General features: G+C 67.7%; 21 protein-coding genes. 9 read left to right on the top strand and 12 right to left on the bottom strand.

Features of this window, described 5'->3' with window-relative positions; translation table 11 throughout:
- Window positions 1-23: 23 nt before the first annotated feature.
- The 4 genes from VG502_RS18495 to VG502_RS18480 form a co-directional block, all read right to left on the bottom strand.
- Window positions 24-1,964: a S53 family peptidase gene (locus VG502_RS18495; RefSeq protein WP_325551563.1), complete on the bottom strand. Its 1,941-nt coding sequence runs from the start codon at window positions 1,962-1,964 to the stop codon at window positions 24-26.
- Between the two features lie 188 nt (window positions 1,965-2,152).
- Window positions 2,153-2,566, bottom strand: coding sequence for a globin family protein (locus VG502_RS18490; RefSeq protein ID WP_325551562.1), 414 nt, complete (start codon window positions 2,564-2,566; stop codon window positions 2,153-2,155).
- A 179-nt stretch (window positions 2,567-2,745) separates the two neighbouring features.
- Window positions 2,746-3,327, bottom strand: coding sequence for a TetR/AcrR family transcriptional regulator (locus VG502_RS18485; RefSeq protein ID WP_325551561.1), 582 nt, complete (start codon window positions 3,325-3,327; stop codon window positions 2,746-2,748).
- Between the two features lie 3 nt (window positions 3,328-3,330).
- The gene (locus VG502_RS18480; RefSeq protein WP_325551560.1) at window positions 3,331-3,750 is read right to left on the bottom strand and encodes an SRPBCC family protein; all 420 of its coding nucleotides are present in this window, start codon (window positions 3,748-3,750) and stop codon (window positions 3,331-3,333) included.
- 53 nt (window positions 3,751-3,803) lie between these two features.
- Between VG502_RS18480 and VG502_RS18475 the strand changes: the two genes are divergently transcribed.
- Window positions 3,804-4,769, top strand: coding sequence for a proline iminopeptidase-family hydrolase (locus VG502_RS18475; protein ID WP_325551559.1), 966 nt, complete (start codon window positions 3,804-3,806; stop codon window positions 4,767-4,769).
- Here the strand turns inward: VG502_RS18475 and VG502_RS18470 are convergent.
- A complete protein-coding gene (locus tag VG502_RS18470) occupies window positions 4,756-5,445 on the bottom strand; it encodes a hypothetical protein (protein WP_325551558.1) in 690 nt (229 codons plus the stop codon). The genes VG502_RS18475 and VG502_RS18470 overlap by 14 nt on opposite strands.
- A gap of 178 nt (window positions 5,446-5,623) precedes the next feature.
- Between VG502_RS18470 and VG502_RS18465 the strand changes: the two genes are divergently transcribed.
- On the top strand, window positions 5,624-6,757 hold the full coding sequence (locus tag VG502_RS18465) for a sensor histidine kinase (RefSeq protein WP_325551557.1): 1,134 nt from the start codon (window positions 5,624-5,626) through the stop codon (window positions 6,755-6,757).
- Window positions 6,754-7,434: a response regulator transcription factor gene (locus VG502_RS18460; protein WP_325551556.1), complete on the top strand. Its 681-nt coding sequence runs from the start codon at window positions 6,754-6,756 to the stop codon at window positions 7,432-7,434. Before VG502_RS18465 ends, VG502_RS18460 begins: the two co-directional genes overlap by 4 nt.
- 3 nt (window positions 7,435-7,437) lie before the next feature.
- Here the strand turns inward: VG502_RS18460 and VG502_RS18455 are convergent, their stop codons facing one another.
- Window positions 7,438-8,580 carry an alkaline phosphatase family protein gene (locus VG502_RS18455; protein ID WP_325551555.1) on the bottom strand — a complete coding sequence of 381 codons (1,143 nt, stop codon included), beginning with the start codon at window positions 8,578-8,580 and terminating at the stop codon, window positions 7,438-7,440.
- 187 nt (window positions 8,581-8,767) lie between these two features.
- Between VG502_RS18455 and VG502_RS18450 the strand changes: the two genes are divergently transcribed.
- Genes VG502_RS18450 through VG502_RS18440 form a run of 3 tightly spaced genes read left to right on the top strand, consistent with a single transcriptional unit; the run spans window position 8,768 to window position 12,179 of the window.
- On the top strand, window positions 8,768-9,610 hold the full coding sequence (locus tag VG502_RS18450; protein WP_325551554.1) for a MerR family transcriptional regulator: 843 nt from the start codon (window positions 8,768-8,770) through the stop codon (window positions 9,608-9,610).
- Complete coding sequence (locus tag VG502_RS18445; RefSeq protein WP_325551553.1) at window positions 9,607-10,590, top strand: ABC transporter ATP-binding protein; 984 nt, start codon at window positions 9,607-9,609, stop codon at window positions 10,588-10,590. Before VG502_RS18450 ends, VG502_RS18445 begins: the two co-directional genes overlap by 4 nt.
- Window positions 10,587-12,179, top strand: coding sequence for a hypothetical protein (locus VG502_RS18440; protein WP_325551552.1), 1,593 nt, complete (start codon window positions 10,587-10,589; stop codon window positions 12,177-12,179). The genes VG502_RS18445 and VG502_RS18440 overlap by 4 nt, the downstream gene beginning before the upstream one ends.
- A gap of 67 nt (window positions 12,180-12,246) precedes the next feature.
- On the opposite strand, the gene VG502_RS18435 is transcribed toward VG502_RS18440, so the two are convergent.
- The 3 genes from VG502_RS18435 to VG502_RS18425 form a co-directional block, all read right to left on the bottom strand.
- Complete coding sequence (locus tag VG502_RS18435; protein ID WP_325551551.1) at window positions 12,247-13,479, bottom strand: S53 family peptidase; 1,233 nt, start codon at window positions 13,477-13,479, stop codon at window positions 12,247-12,249.
- 154 nt (window positions 13,480-13,633) lie between these two features.
- Complete coding sequence (locus tag VG502_RS18430; RefSeq protein ID WP_325551550.1) at window positions 13,634-13,996, bottom strand: DUF488 domain-containing protein; 363 nt, start codon at window positions 13,994-13,996, stop codon at window positions 13,634-13,636.
- A gap of 200 nt (window positions 13,997-14,196) precedes the next feature.
- A complete protein-coding gene (locus tag VG502_RS18425; RefSeq protein WP_325551549.1) occupies window positions 14,197-15,912 on the bottom strand; it encodes a M4 family metallopeptidase in 1,716 nt (571 codons plus the stop codon).
- A gap of 276 nt (window positions 15,913-16,188) precedes the next feature.
- On the opposite strand from VG502_RS18425, the gene VG502_RS18420 reads away from it, so the two are divergent.
- Together VG502_RS18420 and VG502_RS18415 are read left to right on the top strand one after the other, a co-directional pair.
- A complete protein-coding gene (locus VG502_RS18420; RefSeq protein WP_325551548.1) occupies window positions 16,189-16,671 on the top strand; it encodes a PH domain-containing protein in 483 nt (160 codons plus the stop codon).
- Window positions 16,668-18,230: a PH domain-containing protein gene (locus tag VG502_RS18415; RefSeq protein WP_325551547.1), complete on the top strand. Its 1,563-nt coding sequence runs from the start codon at window positions 16,668-16,670 to the stop codon at window positions 18,228-18,230. Before VG502_RS18420 ends, VG502_RS18415 begins: the two co-directional genes overlap by 4 nt.
- 173 nt (window positions 18,231-18,403) lie before the next feature.
- Here VG502_RS18415 and VG502_RS18410 read toward each other — a convergent pair whose 3' ends face one another.
- Window positions 18,404-19,945 (bottom strand): HNH endonuclease, encoded by a 1,542-nt coding sequence (locus tag VG502_RS18410; RefSeq protein ID WP_325551546.1) that lies wholly within the window; start codon window positions 19,943-19,945, stop codon window positions 18,404-18,406.
- A gap of 608 nt (window positions 19,946-20,553) precedes the next feature.
- Entirely contained in the window at window positions 20,554-21,120 is a 567-nt protein-coding gene (locus VG502_RS18405; protein WP_325551545.1) for a TetR/AcrR family transcriptional regulator, read from the bottom strand.
- A 137-nt stretch (window positions 21,121-21,257) separates the two neighbouring features.
- On the opposite strand from VG502_RS18405, the gene VG502_RS18400 reads away from it, so the two are divergent.
- On the top strand, window positions 21,258-21,845 hold the full coding sequence (locus VG502_RS18400) for a hypothetical protein (protein ID WP_325551544.1): 588 nt from the start codon (window positions 21,258-21,260) through the stop codon (window positions 21,843-21,845).
- On the opposite strand, the gene VG502_RS18395 is transcribed toward VG502_RS18400, so the two are convergent.
- Complete coding sequence (locus VG502_RS18395; protein ID WP_325551543.1) at window positions 21,846-23,510, bottom strand: dolichyl-phosphate-mannose--protein mannosyltransferase; 1,665 nt, start codon at window positions 23,508-23,510, stop codon at window positions 21,846-21,848.
- Window positions 23,511-23,532: the final 22 nt, after the last annotated feature.

Raw genomic sequence — 23,532 nt, 5'->3', positions numbered from 1 at the left:
CCGCTTCTCTTGGTTCTCAACTGTTACTTGGTGACCGCGTCCAGCCAGGCGGTGCCGGCCGGGGAGCCGACGCCGGTGATGTCGTCATACCCCTGCTGCACGTGGATCGTCAGCGGGCCGTCGTCGTCGAACGACCGGGCGGTGTAGGAGTAGCCGTCCGATGCGTCGACACCGTTGACGTAGTCGGACCGGACGGTGCCCGGGTACTGCGCCAGGTCGGCCTTGGTGACGTCGTATGACGCGGACCGTGCGCCATACAGGGTCGGGTTGGCCAGGCCGTATGCGCCATGCTTCTGCACCGCGAGCGCGAACATGCCGGCGAAGAGCGGCGACGCGAGGCTGGTGCCGCCGATCCGGTACTCGGAGTACTCGCTGTGCCCGTCGGGGAACATCTGCGTCTGGCCGACGAGCATGCCCGTCGTCGGGTCGGCGAGCGCTGCGACGTCGGGGACGACGCGCATCGGCGCGCCGCCATACGTCTGGCTCATCGAGTTCGGGACGACGCCCTTCTGGTAGTCCGGCTGGGCGAACAGTCGCGAGGTCCCACCGCCGGCGCCGTACATGTAGTTGCCCGGCTGGGCGGGGTCCCACGCGCCGTTCTTCAGTGTGCTCTTGCCGGTCTGCCAGCCGAGCTCGAAGATGCGCGAGTTGGTCGCGCTCACGCCCATCGAGGTGCCGCCGACCGCGGTGACATACGGGCTGGACGCCGGCCAGTCCGGTGTCGGGGTCGCGCCCGCGACACCTCCGGTCTCGTCGCCGTTGTCACCCGAGCTGAAGAAGAGGCTGATGCCCTCGGCGGCCGCCTGGATCTGGGTGTCCAGCTGCGGCTTGATGTAGCCCGTCGGGAGTGCCTCCCCGCCATACCCGTAGGAGTTGCTGACGATGTCGGCCAGGTGGTTGTCGACGACCTTGTTCATGATCGCGTCGAGGTCGCGGTAGTTGTTCGGGGCACCGATGTAGACGAGGTTCGCGCCCGGCGCCATGGTGTGCACGCCTTCGAGGTCGAGTGCCTCCTCGCCGGCCCAGCCCTGCGGGTCCTGCTTCTTGTTGACCGCGCGGTTGTAGGTGCCCGGAGGGACGATCTCCTTGAGGTTCGGCTTGGGCAGGCCGTGCCTGGCCGAGTAGGTGTCCAGGTCCTGCTTCATCGTCGGTGACGCGTAGGCGTCGATCACGCCGACCGTCACACCGGATCCGTCGGTGCCGGAGGCGATCGCGCCGGACATGCCGTAGGCGCCCTGCAACTGCGCGCCGGCATACCCGCACGGCGCGAACGTCGAGGGACTGGCCGGCAGCTTGGTGCCGTCGGGGGTCGCCGTGTTCTGTACGGTCTTGTCGCCCCAGTAGGCCGAGCACGGCTGCGCGTTCTTGAAGACCGGGGGCGGCGGCACCACATCGGCACGCGCCAGGGTGGCCGAATCGTCGAGACCGACGACCGCCTGAACCGCGCCCACGGAGGCGGGCACGCTCAGGGGCGACGTGTTCGCGCGCAGCCGGTGGCCCTGGAAGGAGTACTCGGCGAAGCCGGTCTGGAACATCTTCGCGGCGTTCGAGACGGTCGTCGTCGCCTCGACATACTTGTTGTTGGCGGGCACGCTGCCGACCTGCGCTCCCTGGGAGCGCAGCCAGGACTTCACTGCGGAGACCTGGCCGGCCGTCGGCGAGAACCGTTTCCGGTACTGCGCCGGCGTGAGGAACTTCCCGTAGAGCGCATTGCCTGGCGTGGAGACGGCACGTGCGTATCCGGCCGCATCCGCCTTGTTCGGCAGATAGATCCGGAAGGTGACCTTGTCGGTGCCCTGGGCTGAGCCGACCCGATGCGAAGCGGTGGCCCAGGGTGCTTGCGAGCCGGCGAGGTGGGTACGGCCGGATGCCGGCGCGGCTTGTGCGCTGACAGCACCGATGCTCGCGAGCGCGGTGACACCCGTGATGGCCATGGCGGTGCGAAGTGTTCGAGTGCGTGACACGAGAACTCCCAATCAAGGAAAGGAGCGGCTCTCCCCGAGTCGAGTCGCGGTCACCGCGGCGGGCGACCGTCACACATTGTGCGCCCGCTGAGGCCCGCAACGGCGGAAAGTGCGAGAAATTCTCCGCACTTTCTGCCGGCCGCACCGGTCGACGGTTGGAGTCCCGGGAGCGGCGTCGAGCTGACCGGTCAGGCAGGCAGCTTCTCGGCGGCGATCATCGTGCTCGACAATGCCTGGTAGACCTCGGCCCAGGCAGCCCGCACCTGCGGGGTGAACGCGTCGCCGAGCCCCTTCTCCAAGGTGCTGAGCAGCGCGGCCCCCACGGTCGAATAGTGCGTGGCCGTGACGCCGTAACCGACGTGGCGAGCCCCGAGTGAGGCGACGGCCGGCTGTATGACGTCCCAGTCGCGCAGGCCGTTGACCGCCGTCCCGAGCATCTTCATCAGCTTCGCCCGCTGCTCGGTGAGGTCGTCGGCGAAGAGGGCGCGCAGGGAGGGATCCAGCTTGAACAGCTCGTCGTAGAAGATCACGGCTGCCTGGTCGGCGATCGGCACAACCTTCGCGAAGCTTGCCTGCACCAGTTCGATCTGACGTGCATCCATGTCGCTGCCTCCATCATCGGGTGGATCTCGTGGATCACGAATGGGATTCGCTGATGTGGGCAACGCTACGGAGTTGTCGTTTCGGCCTCATTGCTCAACGGTCACCGTTTGTTTCGCATCGCTCACAGCGCGTCCGTTCAGCAGTGAGGTGTCTTCGTGCAATGCCGGCTGTCGGGTGATCAGGTTGCGACTGCAGAGGTTTCACCGGTCTGGCCGAGCCGTGTTCGCAGCAGCGTGATGAATTCCTCGATGGCAGCGTCGGACGCGGCGCGGTCACCGTCGACGAGCATGTCGAACATCAACCCCTGGCCGACGGCGAGGGTCAGCCGGGCGAGCCGCCGTGCGGTGGCCGGGTCGGTCAGGCTCGCGTATGCCGCCTCGAACGCCTCCTGGGTGCGCGTGACGAAAGCGTGGCCGAGGTCGCGCGCATACGGCTTCCCGTACATCGCGTGTGAGGACAGCTCGAAGTAGAGCGCGCCGAAGGTCTGCGCGTGCTCGGCGGTGATCCGCCAGTTCTCCCGGCCGGCCTCGAACGGATCCGGCTCGTTCGCGAAGAGCTGGGTGAGCATCGCCGCGTCGGCCTCGATGACCGACTCGATGACCGCGACCAGCAGGTCCTCCCGGGAGCCGAAGTGATAGTGCAGCATGCGTTGGCTGGTGCCGATGGCGGCGGCCAGCGTGCGCAGGCTGGTGTCCCGGACGCCGTGCTCGGCGAAGTAGCCGATTGCCTTGGCCAGCAACACTTCTCGAGGGCCGGACACGCCTCAATCCCGCTCGGCGAGCCGGACGATCGTCTCGCACTCGGACTGCATCATCCGCCGCGCCTTGGACGCCATCAGCAGGCGGACTGCCCGGGCGAGCGGTCCGGACCATTCGATGCCGAGCGTGATCCGGCAGCCCCGACCGGCCGGCTCGAGGTCGTGTATGCCGGTCGTGGCGACGCCCGGCATCCGGCCGACCCAGGTGAAGCCGTGGTCCGGCTCCCAGCGGGTGATCTCGTAGGTCGCCCTGGCCAGACCGGGCTGGCGCACCTCGAAGCGGCTGCCGACATTCGTCGGGACCGGGCCGCCCACGTGGCGCACGGAATCGAACGTCGGCAGCCGGTCACCCCAGTGCTCGACGTCGCCGAGGTACGTCCACAGCCGCTCCGCGCTCGCGGTCGAGTCCTCACTGATCCGCATCATGTATCAAACGATACACCGCATGGAGCCACCGGGTCGGTGCCAGGATGGAGCGCATGGTGCAACCGACGAGCCCGATCACGCCATACCTCGACTACCGCGAGCGGGACGACCGCCGCAGCGGCGGCGCACGAATGATCCCGGTGACGACTCCGTCCGGGCAGTACAACGTCTGGACCAAGCGGGTCGGCAACAACCCGGAACTGAAGGTGTTGCTGCTGCACGGCGGTCCGGGCTGCACGCACGAATACTTCGAGTGCTTCGACAGCTTCCTGCCGGCGGCCGGCGTCGAGTATTACTACTACGACCAGCTCGGCTCGACGCGCAGCGATCGGCCCGACGACGAATCACTCTGGGAGCTCGACAGATTCGTTGATGAGGTGGAGCAGGTGCGCACCGCACTCGGCCTCGACGCGAGCAACTTCGTGCTGCTCGGACACTCGTGGGGCGGCATCCTCGCGACGGAGTACGCCCTGCGGCACCAGCAGCACCTCAAGGGCCTGGTGATCTCCAACATGATGTCGAGCGTCCCGGCATACAACGCTTATGCCGAGCGGGTCCTGATGCCCGCGATGGACCAGGCGAAGCTGGCCCGGATCAAGCAACTCGAAGCCGACGGCGACGTCGACAACCCGGTCTACGAGGAGTTGTTGCTGGAGCAGCACTACGTGCACCACGTGCTGCGGATGCCCGCGGGGGAGTGGCCGGACCCGGCGCAGCGCGGGATGGACCACATCAACCCGGTCATCTACCGCAAGATGCAGGGCCCCAGCGAGCTCGGCATCTCCAGCGACGCGACCCTCGCGCAATGGGACCGGACCGACGACCTCGGCTCGATCACCGTGCCGACACTCGTGATCGGCGCACAGCACGACACGATGGATCCGGAGTTCATGCGGACGATGGCCGGGCGGCTACCGGCCGGGCGTCACCTGCATTGCCCGTCCGGCAGCCACATGGCGATGTATGACGACCAGGACACCTACTTCGCCGGACTGCTCGCCTTCCTCAGCGGTCTGTGAGTCGGCGTCGATCGCCCGTGCACCGGGCCAGTACCCAGCAGATGGCCACCAGGGCGAGCTGGAAGACGGAGTCGACATACCGCGTCAGCGACGGGCCGCCGGCACCCTCGGCGACCGGTTGCAGAATCAGGACGGCGAGCGTCGCCCACGGCAGCCAGCGCGGCACGAACCCGGCCCGGCGACCGGCCAGCGTGACCACGAACGGGCCGAACATGTACCCGACCATCGCGAGTCCGGTCACGATCAGGATGCCCGGGCTGCTGTCGAGCGCACCGAGATAGGACACCATCGCGGAGCGCGGTCCCGCATGAGTCGCCGCAAGCGTGCTGAAGTCGACGGCGGAGAGCACCGCGAAGCCGACGCCGCCGGCGATCACCAGGCCGCTCCCCACGGCCGCGAGTATGGCGCCGCGTCCTCGCACCGCGGAGGCGACGGTCAGCAGTCCGGCCATCAGCGCGGCGAACCCGGTGACCGCGCACAACGCGCTGACGGTCACCTGCACGTCGTGATGTGTCATCTGCTCGATCCGGTCGGCGGGTGAGCCGCCGGGATCGGCGAGCAGTCGGGCGACTGCGAGCAGGGCGGCGCCGGTCACGAGAGTGACCAGGCCGATCCGTTCCCGAGGGTCGGATGTCGTGTGTTCCATTGCGACTTCGGTCGTCGAATAGATAGCCATTTCAATGCCTTTCATCGAGATGAGATGGGTAGGGAGATGGATTGAGTGTGCGCGGCATGGGTGCCCGCCGTCGTCGCCCGGCAGCGCGAAAGGAGAGTCGCCCGGACGGCCGACCGGGCGCCGGAATATCGCCCGGAATGATGACGTGGATGGTGTGTCGCGTTCGTAGAATTCTGGGATGGAGCGGCCGAGACCTCTCGACCTGATGATCGCCGCAGGGCTCGTTGTCTGGGCGGTCATCGAGGTCGTCACGGGCGTGGATCACGGACCTGTGGCGGTCAATCTCGCGGTGGCCGCGCTGTCCCCGGGTGCGCTCGCCTGGCGACGCATCCTGCCTGCGACCGCGGCGCTCGTGTGCGCCGGTGGCCTCGCGTTCAAGACAGTTGTCGGCCTGCAACTCGACGGGCTCGCACTGCTGGCCGCCGTTCTCGTTGCTGCGTATTCGGTGGGCCGCCACCTGCCACTGCGTCGTGCGGCCGTCGTTGCGGCAGCGATCGTCGCCCTCGCCTGGCTCTCGCTCCTCGGGCTGCCCCAGCAGGATCAGACCGTCGCCAACTACCCGTTCATCGCACTCTGGGTCGGCGCCCCGGCGGCCGCGGGAGCCGCGCTGCGCCATGAGATCGAGCGGACTCGACGCGCAGCGGATCGTGCTGCTCGCGCCGAGATGGTCCGGGAGCAGTACGCCCAGGCCGCCGTCCTCGACGAGCGACTCCGTCTCGCTCGTGAGTTGCACGACACGGTCGCGCATGCGGTGAGTGTGATGGTCCTCAACTCCGGAGCGGTGCGCAGCCGGCTCGGCGGCGATCTCGAGGTCGAACGCGAAGCTCTCGCGCGGACGGAAATACAGGGACGCCAGGCGATTTCACAGCTGCGCCGAATGCTCGGCGTCCTACGACCAGCGGATCCCGCGGCCGAGCTGGAGGCGTTGCCGACACTCGAGCAGCTGCCCGACCTGCTCGAGGACACCCGGCAGCTGGGCACCCGGGTCGACCTGGTCGTCGACGGCACCGTCATACCGCTGGATCCCGGGCTGGAGTTGTGCGCCTACCGCGTGGTGCAGGAGGCGCTGACCAACGTGCGCAAGCATGCTGGTGCGGCGTCGGTCAGCATTCGGCTGGCGTATGACGACTCCGCGCTCGGCATCCGGGTCGCCGACGACGGCCGCGAGCCGATCGGGTCGGCCGAAGGCTGCGGGCACGGGCTGGCCGGGATCCGCGAGCGGGTCGAACTGTATGGCGGAACGTTCACCGCGGGGCCGCCGGCGACCGGGGGATTCTTGGTGTCGGCGGATCTGCCGGTGGCGCCGGGATGAGCGACCAGGTGGTCCGTGACAACGCCATCCGGGTGGTGGTGGCCGATGACCAGGACATGGTCCGAGCGGGATTCCGGTTGCTGCTGGAGCAGCCGGCGGACATCGAGGTCGTGGCCGACGCGGGCGATGGCAGGGCTGCGGTCGGTCTCGCCGAACGAGTGCGCCCCGACGTGCTGCTGATGGACATCCGGATGCCACGACTCGACGGCTTGGCCGCGACCCGCCGGATCACGCAGGCGCAACCGGACTGCCGGGTGATCGTGCTGACCACTTTCGACATCGACGACTACGTCTACGAGGCGCTGCGTGCCGGAGCCAGCGGCTTCCTGCTCAAGAGCGCACCTGCTGAGACGCTCATCCAGGCGATCCGCACCGTCGCGGCCGGGGACGCCCTGCTGGACCCCGCGGTCACCCGCCGGGTGATCGAGCAGTTCGGCCGGTTGCCGGCGCCAGTCGCCGAGACGCCGGCCGAGCTGGCCTGGCTGACCGGGCGGGAGCGTGAGGTCCTGGTGCAGCTTGCGCGCGGGTTCTCGAACGCCGAAATCGCCTCCGCGCTCTACGTTTCCGACGCCACCATAAAGACCCACGTCGCCCGCATCCTGGCCAAGCTCGGCCTGCGGGACCGTGTGCAGGCGGTGGTGTACGCCTACGAGCACGGCCTCGCGGGTCGAGGCTGACCGTCAGTGGTTACTGATCAGTGACCACATCGGTTTCACCTGCCGGCTGTCGGAGGTGAAGCCGAGCTTCGTCAGGCCGAAGCCCTGCTCGATGGTGAGCAGCATCGAGTAGTGGTTGTATGCCGTGTTGTCCGTGACGTGCCGCGGGCCGTCCTTGGTCACCACGATCATCGGAACGAGCCCGCCGCCATACACGCCGCCGGGCCAGGTCGGGCTGACCGCCGGGTCACCTGCCGGCAGCACCGGCGAGTCACAGCACCCGGCCGTGGACAGGTAGAAGTTGTTCGACGGGCTGTCGCCGTCGTAGTCGGTCTCGTCGGCGGTGATGAAGATGACGCTGCCGGGCGTCCACGCCTTGCTGTGCATGATCGTGTTGACGGTCGTCTTCAGGAAGGCGTCCGCCTTCGTCTTGAGGGCCTCGTCATTGGCGTCCCCGGGTGCGTCGTTGTAGGGGCAGGGTGTCTCCGGGTGTCCGGCGATCGCGCCGTAGACGCCGCCGTGCATGTCGTTGCACTGGTCGGGGCTGATCCAGACATAGCGCGGCGCGTGTCCCGAATTCAGGTCGGTAGCAAGGGAATTCATCGGCTTCACGTGTGACATCCGGGCAGCATCGGTGCGCACGTCGTTGTAGAGCGCGAACGGGTTGTGCTTGCTCGCGTAGAGCGCGCCACCGGTCGCGGGCCACTGGTCGGGCAGGTAGCCGGCCGACGGCATCCCGTCCATGTAGGCGCCCCAACTGATGTGTGCGCCCTCGAGCTCGTCGACGATGTTGGTGTGGTCGTAGTGGTTCGTCGCCGGGTTCGTCGCGGTGGGGTTCCAGCCGTTGTCGTTATTGACATCCCAGTTGGATCCACTGGTCGAAGCGATGTAGTTGGGCTCGCTGGTGTGCGTGACGCCGTAGTAGTTCGTCGCCTGGTTGTATGACGCGGCCAGGCTGTTCGTGAAGGGCATGTTCGGGTCACCGATGACGTGATCCTGGGCGTGGTTCTCCTCCATGATGACGAACGCGTGAGCGAGTCGGGGCTTACCCGCGTGATCGCCCGGGCTGCCGGATGCCGGCGCGGTCGCGGCCAGCGCGAGTGCTGCCGCGGCGACCAGTCCGGTGCCGAAGAGCATGCGGTGGGTGCGGGGCTGTGAAGCTGTCATGGTGATGCCTCCGGTTCGGGCGTGCTGAGTGCACCGAGCCACAGTTCTCCCGCTGTGAGACGCCTGTCAAGACAGTCGTACGGCCGGCCGTCAGCGGACTCACAGCCCCCATGGATGCAATTGTCACCGGCGATCTCCGGCACCGCGGTCTTGACTGTGACGTTACGTCACAGTCAATGATCGACACATGCGAGTCAAAGAACTGGCGGACCTGACCGACACCACCGTGCGGACCGTCCGCTACTACCACCAGATCGGACTGCTGCCCGTCCCTGCGGAGCGTGGCAGCGTCCGTGACTACGGTATGGCGCACCTGGCCCGGCTGCTGCGGATCCGCTGGCTGGTCGACTCCGGCGTGCCGCTGGCGGCGGTGCGCTCGATGCTCGAGGAGCAGGCTGACGACCCGGATGAGCTGGCCGCCATACGCACCGACCTGGCGATCGCCCTCAGCGGCGTCGACGAGCGCCTCGCGCAACTGAACAGCCAACGGGACCAACTGGTCCGGCTGCTGCGGACAACGGCGGACGGCGGGCCGGTGTCGCCGATGCCACGACCGGTGCATCGGATGTACGAGATGCTGATCGCGCGGGCCCCTGATGACGACGTCGCAGCGATGATCGCCGCCGAACGTCAAGTCGTCGAATTTGCTTGCTACAGCGGCGAATTGCCGCCGATGGTGATCGAGCTCGCCGAGCGTCTCACCGAGGGGCAGCTCGACCTGATCCTGCCGCTCTTCGCCGAGTTCCGTGATCTCGACCGGGCGATGCCTTCGCTGTCCGCGGACGAGATCGACCATCGAGTGGACGAAATGGCCGAGCACGCAGTCGAATTCGTTGCGTCACTGGGCCTGTCCCTGGAGCAGGCCATGGCACTGCTGGAGCAGGCGTCGTTCAGTTCGAGCGAATACGTCGGCTATGCGACCACCGAACTCTTCCCCAAGGCGCTGCAAGAACGCTTCCAGCAAGCGCTCGAGGCCGGCCTCCGGCAGCACGATCTGCAGCCGGAATCACTGCAAGGAGCGACACCGTGAGCAGTTCAGCCACCCAGGAACGGCCCCGCGAGGTGGACGTGCCGGAGACCGGCAACGTCATCGAGGTGCGGGCGCTGACCAAGACCTTCGGCAGCTTCCACGCCGTCGACGGGCTCGACCTGCGGGTCGGACGCGGCACGGTCCACGGCTTCCTCGGGCCCAACGGCGCCGGCAAGACGACGACCATTCGTGTCCTGCTCGGGCTCTACCGCCGTGACTCCGGTGCCGTCAGGGTGCTCGGCTGCGATCCCGCCACCCACAGCGCGACCATCAACAAGGACGTCTCGTATGTCGCCGGCGACGTCGCCCTGTGGCCCACCCTGACCGGGCGACAGGCGCTCGACGTGCTCGCCGGACTGCGCCGCGCGGCCGGTGGCGACTACGACGACGACCGGGAGCGCGAGCTCATCGAGGCCTTCGCACTCGACCCGGGCAAGCGAATCAGGGCTTACTCCAAGGGAAACCGGCAGAAGGTAATCCTCGTCGCTGCGTTCGCGGCGCGCACCGGGCTGCTGATCCTCGACGAGCCGACGTCCGGGCTGGATCCGCTGATGGAGCGCACGTTCGGCGAATGTGTCGAGCGCGCGGTCTCGGACGGGCGCACCGTGTTGCTCTCCAGTCACATCCTCGGCGAGGTCGAGCAACTCTGCGACGCGGTCACGATCATCAAGGACGGTCGCCTGGTGGAGACCGGTGAGCTGTCACAGCTGCGTCACCTGGCGGCGTCGACGATCAGCGCAGTGGTGTCGGGGGACACCGCAGATCGCGTCGCCGCCGACGTGGCGGCTCTGCTCGGGGCAGCGGAGATCGAGCGAAAACAGCTGCCGAACAACGCGATACGCCTCGAAGCGAGTGTGCCCGAGGAGCACATCGATGCGGTGTTGCGGCGTCTGCTGGCAGCGCACCCGACGGATGTGCGTTGCACTCCCGCGAGCCTGGAGGACCTCTTCCTACGGCACTACAAGGTGGCGTCGCGATGAGTCGGCGGATCGGCCCGACACGGGTCATGCTGCGCACGCACCGCCGGCGCATCCTGGCCTGGGCGATCCCACTGCTCGCCCTGCTGACGATCGTCGCGCCGTCATACTCCTCGACCTACCCGCGGCTCGACCAGCGCGAACACCTGATCAGCAGCATGGGCAGCAACGCCGCGACACGGCTGCTCTACGGCCCGCTGCCGGAGCCGGGCACCATCGGGCAGCTCGTGGCGTGGGAGATGGGCACCTACCTCGTCATCGCGACCGCGGTGCTCTCGCTGCTGCTCGGCGTCAGTTTCGGGCGTGGCACGGAGGACTCCGGCACCGCGGAACTCGTGCAGGCGTGCGGCTATCCGGCGTCGTCCCGGCTGCGCGCCGCCCTCGCAGCGATCGCGACCGTGACGGTCGGTCTCGGCGCGGCGGTCGCCGCGGTGCTGCTGGCCGAGACGGCTGTCGTCGATGAGCTCACCTGGCAGGGCGCGCTCGGTCTCGGAGCGGTGACCGCGTGCTGCGGCCTGTTCTTCGGCCTTGCCGGCCTGCTCGCGGGAGAGCTCGCCGACAGCGGCGGGCTGGCGAAGCTGCTCGGATTCATCACGCTGGCAACGGCTTTCGGCATACGCGCGATCGCCAACGTGCAGGGCGTCAGTTCGCTGCGCTGGGTCAGCCCGCTGGCCTGGATCGACGCCGAGGCGCCATACACCGATGACAGGTGGTGGGCGGTCCTGATCTTCGCCGCGGTCTGTGCGCTGATGGCGCTGTTCGTATGGCGGGCCGGTCGCAACCGCGAGTATGCCGCCGCTCCGTTGCACGCCCGGGCATCCTCCGATGACCGGCTGCTGGTCCACTCCGTGCTCGCGCTGACGTGGCGGCTCGAACGTGGGCGATGGCTCGCGTGGACCACCATCGTGACTGCGGTCGCCGCGCTCTTCGGTGGTATGAGCGGCAGCCTCATCGACCTGCTGACCAGTGACGAGTCCACCGCCAAGCTGATGCGTGACCTGACCGGGCAAGACCAGCTCGATGCGGTCTTCTTCTCCTTCGCCGGCGTCATGATCGGCCTGCTGGTCGGCTGCTATGCGGTGCTCACGGTCCTCGGCGACGCGACGGCGGAGGCGGACGGCACCCTGGAGAACCTGCTGACGGCCGGAGCGCCGCGACGCAGCCCGCTGTTCGCACAGGTCGCCGTCGCGGTCGCCGGTTCGCTGGCGATGCTCCTGGTCGCCGGCGGTGTCGGCTCACTGGTGACGCTCACGCAGCTGTCCGGGGGAGCCGGTCGTTGCTTCGCCTATGTCGTTGGGCAGTGGCCGGCGGTGCTGGCGCTGGCCGGAATCACCGCTCTGGTCATCGGGATTCGGCGTCGGTGGGGGCCACTCGCCTGGGTGCCGGTCGCCGGCTCCGGCGTCCTGGTGCTGATGGGATCGGTGCTGCACGCGCCGCACTGGCTGGCGACAACGGCTGTGTTCGCGCACGTGCCGGACTACGCGGACGGCGCCGGTCCGAGTGCCGGTGTCATCGTGCTGCTGGTCTGCTTCGTCGCTGCTGCCGCGGTCGGCAGCTGGTGGCGTGGAATGCGAGACGTCGCGCCGAACTGAGGTTTCGATACGCCACGAAACAGAAGATCCCCGCCGGGCGGCGTGCCCGACGGGGATCTTCCATCGATCAGAAGGCGGCGGTGCCGTTCGGCGTGCCGAGCCCGGTCGGGCCGTCCCAGCCGGTGCCGGCGTTCGACCAGTACTGGTTGGTGCCGTTGCTACCGGTCGTCACGTCGAACAGTCCCGACGGGTTGGCGTAGGGCTTGGTGTTCGCGTAGCCACTGGTGTTGCCGGACAGCGCGTAGACCGACGCGACGAGCGGAGATGACAGCGAGGTGCCGCCGTACTGGGCCCACGAGGAGGACCGGCTCGAGGTCGGTGCATAGACCGCCAGCCCCGTGTTCGGGTCGGCGTCCGCGGAGACGTCGGCCATCGCGCGGCCGGAGCAGTGCGTGACCGCGGAGTCCTGGCCGGACGGTGCGACATTCGACGTACTGCAGCCGGAACCTGAGCCGCTCCAAGCGGATTCGGTCCAACCGCGGGAGTTCGAGGCGGTCTTGAGCGAGGTGCCACCGACGGCGGTCACGTAATGCGACGAGGCCGGGAAGCTCGCGCCCTGGTAGCCGTTGTCACCGGTCGAGGCGGTCACCGCGATACCCGAGTGGTTGTAGTAGCTGCCGTATGTCGAGTCGGGTGCGTCGCCGCCGCCGTACGAGTTGGAGATCGCCACGACACCGGAGACCTTGGCCGCCTGGTTGACGGCTGCTCCGAGGTCGGCGAATGACGCCGACTTCGCTTGCACCAGAACGATTTTGCAGTCGGGGCAGGCGGCCGAGACGGCGTCCAGGTCGAGGGCCTGCTCCTGCGACCAGCCGACGTCGGTGCGGGGGAGGTTGGTCGTGCTGCCCGTCTGGCTCATGATCGTCAGGCAGCCGTTGGCCGTCGTGCAGGACGACAGCCCGAACTGGCTGCGGTAGACACCCAGGTCACGTTCGGCGTTGGGGTAGCCGTAGGCGTCGACAATGGCGACGGTCCGTCCGCCCGACTTCAGTCCGGAGAGCTTGTAAGCGCTCTGGATGTCGGTGGGCGTCTTGCCCGAGATCGCCGAGGGCTGCACCGGCTTGCCGTGCGCGGCCGCGGCCGGCTGGAGCCGGCCGGTGTTGCTCACGTTCTGCCCGGCGCCATTGACCAGGTGGATCGCGTCGCAGGCAGCCGAGCCGGCCGTTGCGGTGGCGCATGAGTGCACGGAGTGCACGTCGGGGCTGTGTCCCGTCGCCGCGTGGGCTGTCGGGACGACGCTGCCGAGCGCGCCGGCGGATGCGGCGAGGCTGATGGCGGCGAGCAAGGGGATTTTGCGCATGTGCACTCCTCAAGAGACGTGCCGAGCAGGATCTGTCTCTCGGCGACGGCTGAGTGTTGTGCCGCTGGATGGCCGTGCGCAAGAGCTTTGCCGGAATTGGGTGCGTTTCTTGACGAAAAAATGACGAATGCCGGTTCGGGAAGATTCCGAATGGCTAATGGGCCGTGAGGATTTCGGCGAGCACGGTGGCCTCGCTGATATCGTCGCGCTTGGCTGCGGTCAGCAGCGTCAGGGTGCCGGTGGCCGCGTGCTCGCGCAGCCCGTCGAGCGCTTCCGCCCGCTCGGGGTCGTCCAGCTCCGCGCGATAGCGCTCGGCGAACTCCTCGAATTTGTCCGGATCGTGCGCGTACCACTTGCGCAACTCGGTCGAGGGCGAGACCTGCTTGCACCAGTCGTCCAGCTCGGCCTTGTCCTTGCTGAGCCCGCGGGGCCAGAGCCGATCGACCAGCACGCGCGTGCCGTCGGACGGCGCCGGTGCGTCATACACCCTGCGGACCTGGACCTCGTGCTTGCTCATGCCTTCATCATGCAACGGGTGCGAGGTCTCGACCCGCGGAGTGGGTATGACGAACCCCTCCGGCCACGGGAGGAAGCAACCGGAGGGGCTCGTCGATCGGCCCCTTCGAGACGCCCGCTCGTACCCCTTCGAGACGCCCGCTCGTACCTCACGGGCTCCTCAGGGCGCAGCTCACGGGCTCCTCAGGGCGCTTGGGGTCGTCAGCTCACGCTGACCGCGCTCCAGGCCGCGGCAACGGCCTTGGACTCGGTGCTGTCCGCGCCGTAGAGCGCGTCAGCGGACTTGATCATGCCGGCGCGCAGGTCGGCATACGACATGTTGGAGGTGCCGTAGTCCTTGATCGCGTCGTACCAGATGGTGGCGGCCTTGTCCTTGCCGATGCCAGTCACCGTGCTGTCGTCACAGGTCGGGCTGTTGCCCCACTCGGACTCGCCGCTGCCGTTGGCCAGTAGGAAGAACGCGTGGTTGCCGACACCGGAGGTGTAGTGCGGGTCCTCGTTCTGCGTCGCGGACGACCAGCAGTCGAGTGACGAGCCGTCCTTGCTCGGCTGGTCCATGTAGCGCAGCGGGGTGCCGTCGCCATTGATGTCGATGGTCTCACCGATCAAAAAGTCCGGCTTGTCCACGGAACTGTTCGCCTTGAACTCGACCATCGTGCCGTTGACGTCGCTGTTGGATTCGTTGATCCCGCCGACGTCGCCGTCGTAGCCGAGGTTCGCGAGCGCTTCGGCGACTCCGTGGGACATCTCGTGGCCGGCGACATCGATCGCGACGAGCGGCGCGTTGTCGCCGTCGCCGTCGCCATACGTCATCTGCGAGCCGTCCCAGAACGCGTTGACGTAGCCGCTGCCGTAGTGCACGCGAGAGGGCACGCCCTTGCCGTCATCGAAGATGCCGTTGCGGTTGTAGGCGTCCTTGTAGTAGTCCCAGGTCTCCGCGGCACCGTAGTAGACGTCGACTGCCGCGGTGGCGCGGTCGCTGTTCGTCCCGTCACCCCACGCGTTGTCGTCGTCGGTGAAGAGCGCACAGTTGCCGACCTCGGCGTTGTTCATGTCGCAGGCCGAGTTGCCGCCGTGGTTCGGATCGGTCATCTCGTAGCCACTGCTGCCCTGCGTGGTCGTGAGGTTCACGTCACCGAGGAACAACGACTTGCCGGTGCCGTCCGCGGCCACGCCCGCGTTGTGCCCGTGGCCCTTGCCCAGCGACCCCCAACTGACCGGCTTGAGGTTCGCCGGCGCCTTGGTGGTGAGCGTCGCGGGCTTGTGAACGCCGTTGCGCGCCATGGCCTTCTTGGAGGCCTGCGCCGACATCAGCGAGTTCACCATCTCCGAGGAACGGATCGTCCTGCCGGTCTGCGCGTCGACGAGCACGGCCTTGTGGCTGGGTGTGATGCCGTCGGCCTGGACGCCGGTGACGACGGTCATCCACGCGAGCACCGGCTTGCTGCCGGCGGCGTCGACGACGAGCTTGGGGGAGGTCGCGCCCTTGGCGTTGTAGACGTGAGCGCTGCCGACCGCGTGGCTGCGTGAGGCGTCCGCGGCGACCGTGGGTGTGGTCGAGACCGAGATCGCCTTGCGCTGGTTACCGGACTGGCCGACGACCTTTCCGCCCTTGGCGTGTATGACGAAGTCGCCACCGACGACGGGCAGCCCCTTGTAGGTCCGCTGGTAGCGGAAGTGCGACGTGCCGTCGGCGCTCGTCGTCGTGCCGATCAGTTCGTACTCGTCACTCGAGGACGAAGCGATCGAGGTGGGGTGCGAACTCAGGAAGGAGTCCACGACCTGTTCGTTACTCACGCCGCTGGCGCGGTGACTGGCTGACGGTGCCGTCGCCGCGTGGGCGGAGGTGGTGCCGATGACACAACTCGTCGACACAGCGGCGATGCCGAAGAGCATTGCTGTCTTGTTGACTCGCATATACATCCATTCCATCGAAGGTCACGTCGTGCGTGACTGGCGCAAGTCCGGGGTTGGGCTTGCGCCAGAACTATGGACAGATGGATCGGGCCGAGGGGTGGCACTGGCGAAGAATTGGCGAACATTGAACGTTCCCATACGGAGTCCTTGGGAGCGACATACCCCAGCCTTGGGGAAAATTTGGGGAAACATTGCAAACACAAGAGATTCACCTGACGGCACTGGCGCGTCCCACCTTCGCCAGCGCCCGTCGGACAGCCGTGAGAAGGTCAGAGGATGGACCTGCGCCCACCCGCCGAACTCGTGGCTTCCCGCGCACGAACGATGTGGGCGGTGCAGGGCGGCATCGTCAGTGTGATCCTGGTGGTGGCGGGTGTGGTGACTTTGTTCCTGGCGCACCCCTCGAGTATTTGGATTGTGCTCGGAATCGCAGTGATCGCAGTTGTTTTCGTGTGCGGGACGCTGATCGCACCCGTTCTGCGTTACCGCATTCATCGCTGGGAGGTGACCGAGGACGCGGTCTACACCCAGCGCGGCCTGCTGACGATCGAGCAACGCATCGCACCGATCTCACGGGTGCAGACCGTCGACACCGAGCGAGGTGTGCTCGAGCGGCTGTTCGGGCTGAGCTCGGTCACGGTCACCACGGCGTCGGCGAAGGGCGAGCTGCGCATCGAGGGGCTGGACGCCGACGTGGCCGACCGCATCGTGCACGACCTGACGGTCGTCACCGCCGCCAGTGAGGGCGACGCGACATGAGTGAGGAGCGTGCAGAGATCTCCCCAGGGGAGAGTGGTGCGCGCGAACAGCCGACGGACTCGGGCGTATGGCGCCGGCTGAGCCCGCGCATGCTGCTGATCCATCCGGTCAAGGAACTCATCCGCTTCCTCCCCGCGCTCGTCGCCGTTGTCGTGGCGGGCTCGACCGGAGGGCAGAACTGGTGGGGTCTGCTCGCGGCAGCGGGCGCGATCGGTCTGGGGGTGTTGCGCTGGTTCAGCACCCGATACCGCTTCACCGCGGACCAGGTGCAACTGCGCCACGGCGTGCTCAACACCACGACGGTGTCGGCCCCGATGGACCGGGTGCGGTCGGTCGATGTGACGGCGTCGGTCATGCACCGGGCGCTCGGTCTGGCGGAGGTTCAGATCGGCACCGGCGCCGGCGAGAAGGCTTTGAAACTGGAAGGATTGACCAGTTCCGAGGCGGCCGCCCTGCGCGGCGAGCTGCTGCACCGGGGGGCCGAAGGGGCACCGGAGCCGGTAGGTGCTTCCCCTGGCTCGCACGGCGACGTCGGTGGTGCGTCGCATCCCACGGCGGCATACCAGCCGGAAACCGTTGTCTACCAACTCAATCCGGCGTGGATCCGATATGCACCCTTTGGTCCTGCCGGGCTGGTCGCAGCGCTGGCGATCGTCGGTGTGGGCTCGCAGTTCCTCAACGAGTCCGGCATCGGCTGGGGCGAGGACGGGCTGGTCGCCGGCACCGTGGACCGACTTGCCGCAATCGGTGTCATCGCCGCCGTGCTGGCCGTGCTCGTCGGGGCGCTCGTCGTGATCGTGGTGCTCGCGCTCTTGGGCTATCTGTTGGCGTTCCATGGTTTTCGGCTGACTCGCGACGGTCGGGGCGGCACCTATCACGTCTCTCGCGGCCTGCTCACGACGCGCGCAACCTCCCTGGAGATCCGTCGACTGCGTGGTGTCGAGGTGCATCGCCCCGTGCCGTTGCGCTGGGCCGGCGGTGCGCACCTGTCGGCGATCACGACGGGTGTGAAGGAGGACGGTCGCGGGATGAGCACGACGCTGACGCCGCCGTCCCCGGCGGATGTCGTCACGGGGACGGCCGACGCGGTGCTCGGAGGGAAGGTTGTCGGCATACCGCTGCGATCGCATGGTGCTGCCGCTACGCGCCGTCGGTACACGCGCGCGCTGGCGGGTGCTGTCGTGCTGGTGGCTTTGCTCATCGCCGCCGCAGTGGTCTGGAACCTGCCGGCGCTCGGGGTGTGTGCCGTCCTGCCGATCGCCGGCGGCGTGCTGCTCGGCCGAAGTCGTGCGCACTGGCTCGGGCACGCGGTCACGGACCGGTTCCTGATCACCAGATCCGGCTCGATCGGCTTGTCCACCAACGTGATCGAGCGCCGCGGGGCGGTCGGTGTGACGGTCCGTCGGTCGTTCTTCCAGCGCCGGGCGGGCGTCGCGACGGTGAGTCTGGCGACGGCCGCCGGCAACAAGGACTACCCGGTGCTTGACCTGCCGCAGGATCAGGTCGGCAAACTCGCGGCCCAGATCGTGCCCGGCCACGTGGAGCAGTTCCTGCGCTGACGTAGAGCGGCAGGAAAGGGTGAAGCGAGACGCCAGAGTGGCCGGGTCCTTGCCCGACCGTGTGTCCATGGGACCCGCATGTGGAACGTCCACTGGCTCGGGCGGGCTCGCGGGGTGGGCTGTGCTGGGCGCGCTCGTGCAGGGCTGTGCGCTACGCGGTGTGCCGCTACGGATTAGCTGGTCCAGTGTTTCCAGGTGACGTCCATGAGGGTTCGTTCGATGTATGACGTGGTGGGTGGTGGCATTCCTGGTGGCGCGGGCGGGCGGCTGGTCGCGGTGAGGGTGCCGACGGTGGTGGTGGTTTCGCCGGCGTGACCGGTGACGTGGTGGTCGGGGTGTTCTTTGGCGTAGTTGCACCACTCGCAGAGGCCGTCGCCGTTGCGTTCGCTGGTCGATCCGCCGTCGGCGTGGGATCGGATGTGGTCGGTATGTCGGATCGGTGCCGTGCAGTACGGCGTGCGGCAGGTCTGGTCGCGCAACCGGATGAACTCGGCCAACAGCCCGGGATAGGTGCGGGCTCGGGAGTCCATGCCGACCAGGTCGCCGGAGTCGGGGAAGGCGAACAGGCGCCGCACCTGGACCGCCAGGTCGGGGTCGGTCAGCCACTCCCGCGCCAGGTCGGCCGGGATCGGGCCGTAGCCGGGCAGGTAGGCCGGCACGTCGCCGGTCAGGGTGCCCAGTGGCATCAGCAGATTGATCCGGACCTGTGGCTTCGGGGAGTCCGTGGAGCATCGCGAACTGCCCGAAGATCGCGAACTGTCCGAAGGTCGTGGACTGTCCGTCCCCATCGCGCCAGGCTGCCCGGGAGCGACGGCAGAGGCGGCCTCGTCAGCTGCTGCAGCCGCATCGGGCGACTCCGCAGCGGTGGTCGGCTCGTCCGCCGCGGACGGATCCCCAGCGGTGGTCGATTTGGAGGCGGCGGACGAACCGGCACTGTCCATAGGCTGTTTCGCACCCATGGGGAAGCGTCCGGTGACACGCCCGACCAGGGTGTCGGCCATCACGTGCCCGCGTGGATGGTCCGGGGTTGCAGTGGCGTCGGCGAACGCGGACAGTGCCGCGAAGCAGGCGATGCCGTCCTTGACCGGTAGCAGTGCGCTCAGTCGGGTCATGCAGTCCGGTGCCGGCCGCAGGGTGACCCGGCGTTCGGTCTCGGCCCGCGCCCGGCGTGCGGTGACGGCGGCGGGGTCGGCCTGGTAGGCGTGCTTCTTGGCCTCGGCCTCAAGCCGCTGGTGACTGACTTCGCCGAGTTGGTCGGCGATGGCCGCGTCCACCTCGGTCCGACTTTCACGCGACAGGCATGCGGTTTCCCGGCACAGCACGGTCGCGTCCCACTCGGTGATCAACCCTGCAGCCAGCGCTTTCTGGGTGTGTGGCATCTCCTCGACTATGGCGTGCGCGAGGCCGAGCAGCCGGGATCCCAGGTGCGGCGCGCACCTGCGAGCGAGGGCGATTCGGGAGCCGGCCTCTCGGGCGGTATCCGCTTTCGAGATGCCGCGCGGCACATCACGTGCCGACTGGTTCTCGTGCACGGCCACCGCAAGACGTGCCTGGCGCGCGGCCAGAGCGTTCTTCAACTCCTCGCACGCCCGCAACTCCGCGAGCAGATCACCACCGGTGACCGGACCGTCGAGCCGGTCGTGGAATGCACGCACCGCAGACGCGTCGAGGGCGCCAATAGTGCCCGTTCCCGCGCCCTGCGATGCATCGTTCATGTGTTCGATTATGCCATGAATTAGGCTGCTATACAACGCTTTTCGCGCTCGAGTGTTATCCACATCCCCCCTCGTGTGGCTACGGTTGTCCACAAGGCCGTCAGGTTGGGTAGCTTTGCCCTGCAGCGGTCACACGAGTGGCAGGACGTCGTCATCGCCATGTCCGGTGCGGATGGCCACGCGGAGTGGATCATCGATCGTCCGTGCAGGCATTCCTTGTGGCCAGCGGTTCGTGAAGGTTGAGCGAATCCGGAACGGGAGACGAGCACTGGGTCGACTCGTTTTCGTTGCGATCAACTGGGTCGGGTTGTCTTTGCTCGACATACCGCAGCCGCCGGCGTTGGCCGGTCGTAAGCCGCCCCGATGGGCGGCGGCCGTATCCAGGGCCGCGCGCAGGGGTAGTCCCGTGTCTCCCGCAGGCCGTTCCACAAACGGTGCAATCAGGTCACGACGGCGTCTTGTCTCAGCAGGCCGGCGCCGTTCCGTAAGCCCCCGTCTGGACGGAGTCACCAGGACGGGGCGTCGTGCGGTGCAAATGTTGCGCACCACGGTGCGACGGTAGGCGTCAATCTTGGGGTGAAGATCGTGCCCGTCGACGGCTGAGGCGCTCAGCCGTTGCGGTGGCTGCGGTAGCTGAGCAGGCCCTCGACACCGCGCAGGAACGTGTCACAGACCGGCTCGGGATCGGTGAGACATCCGGCGGTCATGGCGCCGTCGCGCAGCATGACGAAGTGCCGCGCTGCGGGCCCGGGATCGATCTCCTCGGCGGCCGCGAAGAGCTCGGTGACGGTGGTCAGGAACCAGTCGCGGTGTTCCAGCACCGCCCGGTGCACGGGATGCTTCGGATCGGGGTACTCCGCTGCCGCGTTGAGGAACGCACAACCGCGAAAGCCCTTGCTCCTGATGGTGTCGGTGATGGAGCGGGCGACGGCTCGAATCACGTCGTCGGGCGTGGGATCGTCGGCTCGCGCCGCTGCCACCTGGGCGCGGATCGCCTCATCCGCCTGGGTCAGATAGGCGACGAGGAGGTCGTCCTTGCTCGGGAAGTGCCGGTAGAACGTGGCGCGGGTGACCGGTGCGCTGGCAATGATGCGATCGACGCCGACCGAGTGCAGCCCCTCTGCATAGAAGAGCCGGCTGGCCGTCTGCAGCAGCCGTGAGCGCGCTTCCGACATACCAAATCTCTCCCTCGTGTAGTGAGCACCGAGAGTAGCAGACAGAACGATCGGTCTTGACATCCGACGGCGACCGCTCCACACTCAGCAAGACCGATCGTTCTACCTGGACGGTCGAACCTGTGAAGGAGAATTCGATGTCCACTTCCGTCAGCGGTCGGACCACGACCCCAGCGAACCCCGCCATCGACGACGCCTCAGCCGCCGACTCGACCGGGTTGCGCAACCTGTACCTCGTCCGCTTCGGCTTCGCGGTTCTTTGGGCCGTGCTGTTCGCGATCTCGGCGTCGACGATCAACGTCGCGAGCGTCATCCTGCTGCTGGTCTATCCGCTGTTCGACGTGGCTGCGGCCGTCGTCGACGTCCGGTCCTCAGATGCTGCGCGGCTCGCCGCGCCGCTGCGGATCAACATGGCGCTGAGCGCGCTCGCGACCGTCGGGCTGGCGGTCGCTGCTGGCTCGGGTTTCCCTGCGGTTCTTCGGGTTTGGGGCGCCTGGGCGATCACGGCCGGCGTCGTGCAACTGGTCGTCGCCCTCGGGCGACGCCGGATGGGTGGCCAGTGGGCGATGATCGCCAGCGGAGCGATCTCGGCCGTTGCCGGCACGACATTCGTCATACAGGCCGGTCGGCCGGACCCGTCGCTCGCGAGCCTCGCCGGTTACGCGACCCTCGGCGGGATCTTCTTCCTGGTCTCGGCGCTTCGACTGCGCCGCGCTGCGCGCTGATCAGACCCAGCTCGGCAGCCACATGCGCCACTGCCAATGGCTGTAGGGGATGACCTGACCGGTCCAGATCGGCCAGAAGAAGATGAACAGACCGACGGTCAGGATGGTGAATCCACCGACTGCGGCCTTGCCGATCAGCACCCGTTGCTCGCCGGCCCCCGGCCGGCCGAGCACGAGCCCCAGCAGGAACACACAGGCCAGCACCATGTATGGCGCGAAAGCGACCGAGTAGAAGGTGAAGATGGTGCGGTCCTGGTAGAGGAACCATGGCAGCCACCCGGCTGCTACACCGGCCAGGATGCCGCCGGAGCGCCAGTCGCGACGCAGCAACCAGTAGAAGACCAGTACGACGAGGGCGATGGTGCCCAGCCACCAGATGCTGACCGTGCCGAGCGAGCTGATGGCCTTGCTGCACTGGGCGACGTCACATCCCGGATCGCCCTTCTTGGGCCCCTCGTAGAAGAACGATGTCGGCCGGGTCTGCAGCGACCAGGACCACGGGTTGGACATGTAGGGGTGGAACGACGTGATGTCCGAGGCCGAGGTGAACATCTGGGAGTTGTATTCCCACAGCGAGCGCAGCCAGTCCGGCATCCACGCGAACAGTGAGCTGTCCGGGGAGAAGCCGGAGTTCTGGGTCGCGGGATTGTCGGCGGCCCACTGCCGGTCGTAGGCGTCGCTGCTGGCGATCCAGCCGAACCAGCTTGCGACGTAGACGCCGATGGAGACCAGTAGGACACTCACGCAGGCGGGCAGTGCATCCTTCAGGAACGTCGCCGACCAGTAGCGGCGGACGCCGACGGCGCGCCGCGCGCCGAGATCCCAGAAGCACGTCATCAGGCCGAAGACCGCGAGGAAATAGAGCCCGGACCACTTGGTGGCGATGTCCACGCCGATGCACAGCCCGGCGACCCAGCGCCACGGACGCCAGCCCAGCCAGGGGCCGGCCAGCGAGGCCTTGTCCCAGGTGCCGGCGACCTGCATCGCCGCCACCTTGTCGGCCAGGATGCGGCGGGTGCGGGTCCGGTCGGCCAGCAGCGCCGTGAAGGCGGCCAGCGCCCAGAACATGACCATGATGTCGAGGATCGACGTCCGCGACATGACGAACTCGGTGCCCTCGAAGCACAGCAGGATCGAGGCGAGCGTGGCCAGCACCGGCGAGCGGAAGAGGTGCCAGGCAGCCCGGCCGACCAGGTAGATGCCGAGTGTCCCGAAGAGCGCGACGGCGAAACGCCAGCCGAACGACGAGTCGATGCCGAACATCTTCTCGCCGAGGCCGATGAACCATTTGCCCAGCGGTGGGTGCACGACGAAGTCGGCCTGCGTGCCGAAGACGTGCGGGTTGCCCATCGTGAACAACCCGTCGGGGTTGTTGGTGATGCCGGTCGACTTGTCCTGCTTGTGCTCGAAGCCGTAGAGGAACATGGACCAGCCCTCTTTGACGTAATAGGTCTCGTCAAAGATCAGCTGATGGGGGCGGCCGACATTCCAGAAGCGCAGTACGCCGCCGATCACGGTGACGATCGCCGGCCCGAGGAAGGCCCACAGCTTGGCTTCGGCCGTTCGTGGTGCGCCGAGCAGCCGCCTGCGCAGCACGGCACGGCGGTCGGCGAGCGGGTCGCCCGCGGCGGCGGCGTCGGTTTCCCGTGCCAACGTGACCGTCACTGATCTCCCCTTTCCCGGTTGC

The organism is Flexivirga sp. (genome assembly GCF_035551235.1).
Taxonomy (GTDB): domain Bacteria; phylum Actinomycetota; class Actinomycetes; order Actinomycetales; family Dermatophilaceae; genus Flexivirga.
This window is presented reverse-complemented; position numbering and strand designations above follow the sequence as displayed.

Bases quoted from the DNA above. Each gene is read 5' to 3' on its own strand.
- VG502_RS18490 (WP_325551562.1), bottom strand. From the start codon at position 2,566: ATGGATGCACGTCAGATCGAACTGGTGCAGGCAAGCTTCGCGAAGGTT.
- VG502_RS18480 (WP_325551560.1), bottom strand. From the start codon at position 3,750: ATGATGCGGATCAGTGAGGACTCGACCGCGAGCGCGGAGCGGCTGTGG.
- VG502_RS18475 (WP_325551559.1), top strand. From the start codon at position 3,804: ATGGTGCAACCGACGAGCCCGATCACGCCATACCTCGACTACCGCGAG.
- VG502_RS18470 (WP_325551558.1), bottom strand. From the start codon at position 5,445: ATGGCTATCTATTCGACGACCGAAGTCGCAATGGAACACACGACATCC.
- VG502_RS18465 (WP_325551557.1), top strand. From the start codon at position 5,624: ATGGAGCGGCCGAGACCTCTCGACCTGATGATCGCCGCAGGGCTCGTT.
- VG502_RS18460 (WP_325551556.1), top strand. From the start codon at position 6,754: ATGAGCGACCAGGTGGTCCGTGACAACGCCATCCGGGTGGTGGTGGCC.
- VG502_RS18455 (WP_325551555.1), bottom strand. From the start codon at position 8,580: ATGACAGCTTCACAGCCCCGCACCCACCGCATGCTCTTCGGCACCGGA.
- VG502_RS18450 (WP_325551554.1), top strand. From the start codon at position 8,768: ATGCGAGTCAAAGAACTGGCGGACCTGACCGACACCACCGTGCGGACC.
- VG502_RS18440 (WP_325551552.1), top strand. From the start codon at position 10,587: ATGAGTCGGCGGATCGGCCCGACACGGGTCATGCTGCGCACGCACCGC.
- VG502_RS18435 (WP_325551551.1), bottom strand. From the start codon at position 13,479: ATGCGCAAAATCCCCTTGCTCGCCGCCATCAGCCTCGCCGCATCCGCC.
- VG502_RS18430 (WP_325551550.1), bottom strand. From the start codon at position 13,996: ATGAGCAAGCACGAGGTCCAGGTCCGCAGGGTGTATGACGCACCGGCG.
- VG502_RS18425 (WP_325551549.1), bottom strand. From the start codon at position 15,912: ATGCGAGTCAACAAGACAGCAATGCTCTTCGGCATCGCCGCTGTGTCG.
- VG502_RS18420 (WP_325551548.1), top strand. From the start codon at position 16,189: ATGGACCTGCGCCCACCCGCCGAACTCGTGGCTTCCCGCGCACGAACG.
- VG502_RS18415 (WP_325551547.1), top strand. From the start codon at position 16,668: ATGAGTGAGGAGCGTGCAGAGATCTCCCCAGGGGAGAGTGGTGCGCGC.
- VG502_RS18410 (WP_325551546.1), bottom strand. From the start codon at position 19,945: ATGAACGATGCATCGCAGGGCGCGGGAACGGGCACTATTGGCGCCCTC.
- VG502_RS18405 (WP_325551545.1), bottom strand. From the start codon at position 21,120: ATGTCGGAAGCGCGCTCACGGCTGCTGCAGACGGCCAGCCGGCTCTTC.
- VG502_RS18400 (WP_325551544.1), top strand. From the start codon at position 21,258: ATGTCCACTTCCGTCAGCGGTCGGACCACGACCCCAGCGAACCCCGCC.